This window comes from Bradyrhizobium sp. ARR65, from assembly GCF_000472385.1.
Taxonomy (GTDB): Bacteria; Pseudomonadota; Alphaproteobacteria; order Rhizobiales; family Xanthobacteraceae; genus Bradyrhizobium.
This window is the reverse complement of record NZ_AWZU01000117.1, coordinates 1-3596: the sequence shown is the minus strand read 5'-3', so window position 1 is coordinate 3596 and position 3596 is coordinate 1. Positions and strand designations below refer to the sequence as shown.

Sequence of the window (3596 nt, the reverse complement as noted above, 5' to 3'; positions counted from 1 at the left end):
CTGACTTTGAAACTAACGTCATTAACGCTCTCGGGCGTTGTGCGGTATCTCTGGAAAGCGCTTTCGGTGCTCAAGCCACGTCTGTTTCTGGCCCAGAGCTGCCGAAATTCGGCGGTGCGGCAAGTCGGCAGCTATCTGGGGTACACCGGCCTTGGCGCCAACCCATTCGGAAAGGCAGCTCGTGACCCGACTCGGACATTAGGGTCAGTGATTTTGGCCGAATTGTTTGTGCCGCGTCTCGGCCAATATGAGGCTTTTGGATAAGCCTGGCATCGTATAATCTTCTTTAGAGCTGCTCTTCAAGACGGGACATGCCGATGTCTCCGTTCAACGTGGATGGGCAGCGGGGAATGCCGTCGGCGGGCATCGCACTCCCAATATAACCGAGAGCCTCTTTCGTGCCGGTCTCTCACCGAGCACTTGCCGTGCGCACGGGCGCACGACGACTGTTGCTAAATGCTTACTTTGAGGCAATGAGGCAGCGCGATCGCTGCCGGCCGCATGAGGTAGGTTCAACCATGAACAAGCCTGGCCTGCATCCTTGGATTCGATTGCTGGTCTCAACCGCGCTCTGCTGGCATCTACATTTGGCGGTGGTCCCGGGGCATGCCCAATCCCGTTTCGATGGAGAGGGCCACGTGGTAGCGGTGGACGAGAGCCACGGGACAGTGACGCTGGACCACGGTCCCATTTCCGGTCTCATGCCAGCCATGCGAATGGCCTTTCCGGTACAGCAGGCTGAACAGCTTCTCGGACTTCAGGTGGGTGCGCTGGTCCGATTTTCCCTCCAGGCTCGCGGCCTCGAATGGGTGATTGCTGCTATCGAGCCGGTCGAGGATCACCCGCAGCCTAATTTGACGAGCTTCCCGGCTCCTGACTTCACCTTGCCCACGCTGTCAGGGGCGCAGGTCCGCCTCTCGGATCTACGGGGCAAAGTGGTCCTCCTCAACTTTTGGGTTACGTGGTGCGGGTCGTGTCGGGCGGAAATGCCGACCATCGATGCGCTATATCGGCGTTATAACAATCGCGGACTGGAGGTGCTGGCCATCAATCTCGATGCGGCCACCACCTCAAAGGTGCAAGCGTTCGTGGGTGAATTGGGAGTGACGTTTCGCGTTGGGTTGGATCCATCCTCGTCCATCGCCAGAACCTATCGGGTCGCTGGTCTGCCCACCACGTATCTCATAGATCGGGTCGGCAATGTAGTCGTCCAGGAAATCGGTGCGAGGGACTGGCTGGATGCGGTCAGTCGATCTGCGATAGAGGGGCTGCTGCAAATACCCGAGCCACCGCAAGAAGCCGAGCGCAGCCGCCGAGATTGAAGCAGTCCTTGATAAGAGGGAGTTACGTATTCATGACCAAATAGAGGAGCTGAGAATGACACGCTTCTTCAATGCAGTCATCATGGCCGTGGGGCTCGTTTACTCGTTGTGCGCGGCGTCTGTTGGCGTCGCGGACGAGAAGACTTTCATCATGGGCTACGACCCCACGGGGCCGACCTGTCACCTCGGTCAGTATGCGGCTCTCGTGAAAGGCTTCTTTGCCGAAGAAGGCCTGCGGGTCCGTGGCATCGCCGCACTCGACAATCGCACTGCTGTCGCCGAGGGCAGATCCCATCGGCTCTGGGTGAAGACCGACGCAGGGCCCACCGAAGCTGATTTCGGATATTTCGATACGGACCAGCTTCATCACATGGTAGCCGGAAATGTCGACTACTACATCGTCGACGGCAACCACTTCGGCTGCTGGTCGGTGATGGTCGCGCCGGACGCCCCGGTCCAGTCCCCCGCTGACCTCAAGGGGAAGACGATCGAGATCCTTCCATATGCCGTCGAGCCGTTCCTGTTGCACGGTCATATGTGGCTTCACCATTGGCTGAAGGCACCCGGACTGGATGCTCCCAGAGACATCACGCTGACGACCTTGCCCTGGGAGGCGCTGCCAAGTCTGAACGACTATGTGGCGGAGGGGTTCAAGACGGGGAAGTTCGCCGCGGTTGCCGTGGGAGAGCCCCGCCCATCGCTGCTGGAGGACAAGCACATCGCTCGGCGGCTCGTCACCCAGAACGATACGACCTACAATAACGAATATTGCTGTCTCACGGTCATCAAGCGCGCGATCGTCGACAACGACCCCGAGACCGCGGCCAAGATCGCACGGGCATTCAGGCACGCACGCGAGTGGGCCGGCCAGCACCCGCGCGAGGCGGTCCTCGCCGCACAGGCCGCTGGTTACTATGGCGCGGCAGTCCCCGTCGAGGCATCAGTCAAGGCTGTGAAAAGCCTCGGCTTCGACAGCCAGCTCGACGTTGCCCAGGCGTTGGAGCGGGCATTCAAGACACGGATCGAGTCGGGCGCCATCAAGACCGATAAGGCGCCGCAGGAGTTGGTCCGCCTGTACTACCGGAACCTCGAGTGAACAAGCCATAGCCTGATGGAGCCAAATGGATCGAGGGCTCGGCTCGCTAGGGCGTGAACTTACCGTAACGTGCCATCTGAAACCAAGGGAGGATTCTCATGAATCCGTTCGCTTCATCCCGCCGCGGTTTCACGGTAATGACCGCAGCTGCATTGTTGGTCGCCATGACGGCGCCCGGTCTCACAGATGAACCCAAATACAAACCGATCAGCGTGAAGACCCCAGACGGACTGACCATATCCGCCCAAGAATGGGGCAACCCGACCGGACCCGAAATCCTGTTCATTCATGGCTTTGGGCAAAGCTACATGTCGTGGATGCGCCAGACCGACAGCGACCTCGCCAAAGAATTTCATATCGTCACTTACGATCTGCGTGGTCACGGCAATTCCGATAAGCCGCTTGATCCCAAGTATTATCGCGATTCGAAAGCGTGGGGCGACGAGGTGCAAGCCGTCATGGATGCGACCGGCCTCAAGCACCCCGTATTTGTCGGCTCGTCCTATGCCGGGCGCGTCATCTCCGACTACGTGACGACCCACGGCGCAAGCAAAATTGCCGGCATCAACTTCGTCGATGCCTCAATCAAGTTTGATCCAGCGCTGATCGGCGACAATCTCAAGAACATGCCGCTGATGGCATCCGAAGACATGGCGACCAACATCGCGGCGACCCGCGTCTTTGTGCACGGTTGCTTCTTCAAACAGCCGAGTGTCGACGACTACGAGACCATCCTCGCCTTCAACATGATGGTGCCGGCCAAAGTGCGCGCCGGGCTCTCCGGCCGTCCGCTCGATGCGACTGAAGTCATCTCAAAGCTGACCATCCCGGTGCTGGTCACACACGGCGCCGAAGACCGCAACGTCAAGGTGGGTATCTCGAAATACACCGCATCCATCGTCCCCGGTGCGAAACTCTCGATCTATGACGGGATCGGTCACTTTCCGTTCTACGAGGATGCGCCGCGCTTCAACTCGGAGCTTGCCGCCTTCGTACGCTCGGCGACCGAGAGCAATTAAGCACAAGAAAAGCAATTAGGACCCCATGCGCCTCTAGAAAGGGTAGGTTGTACCCTGCAAATGGTGCGAAGCGGCGCCACGTCTGCTTTAGCGCCGCTGTCGGGCCAAAGCGGACCTTGAGCATGCCCTGCTCAATAGGCTCGATTTTATGGGTACACG

Annotated in this window: 4 protein-coding genes; all 4 read left to right on the top strand. The window is 59.1% G+C overall.

The window, feature by feature from the left end; translation table 11 throughout:
- The coding region (locus tag F758_RS51490; protein WP_210200113.1) for a hypothetical protein at positions 1-264 on the top strand (264 nt) is incomplete at its 5' end.
- A gap of 254 nt (positions 265-518) precedes the next feature.
- The gene (locus F758_RS47035; RefSeq protein WP_245286789.1) at positions 519-1322 is read left to right on the top strand and encodes a redoxin domain-containing protein; all 804 of its coding nucleotides are present in this window, start codon (positions 519-521) and stop codon (positions 1320-1322) included.
- A gap of 55 nt (positions 1323-1377) precedes the next feature.
- The gene (locus F758_RS0142735; RefSeq protein WP_024513478.1) at positions 1378-2418 is read left to right on the top strand and encodes an ABC transporter substrate-binding protein; all 1041 of its coding nucleotides are present in this window, start codon (positions 1378-1380) and stop codon (positions 2416-2418) included.
- A gap of 98 nt (positions 2419-2516) precedes the next feature.
- On the top strand, positions 2517-3437 hold the full coding sequence (locus F758_RS0142730) for an alpha/beta fold hydrolase (protein WP_084306187.1): 921 nt from the start codon (positions 2517-2519) through the stop codon (positions 3435-3437).
- The last annotated feature ends 159 nt before the right edge of the window (positions 3438-3596 follow it).

Coding starts and splice junctions, on each gene's coding strand:
- F758_RS47035 (WP_245286789.1), top strand. CDS start 519: ATGAACAAGCCTGGCCTGCATCCTTGGATTCGATTGCTGGTCTCAACC.
- F758_RS0142735 (WP_024513478.1), top strand. CDS start 1,378: ATGACACGCTTCTTCAATGCAGTCATCATGGCCGTGGGGCTCGTTTAC.
- F758_RS0142730 (WP_084306187.1), top strand. CDS start 2,517: ATGAATCCGTTCGCTTCATCCCGCCGCGGTTTCACGGTAATGACCGCA.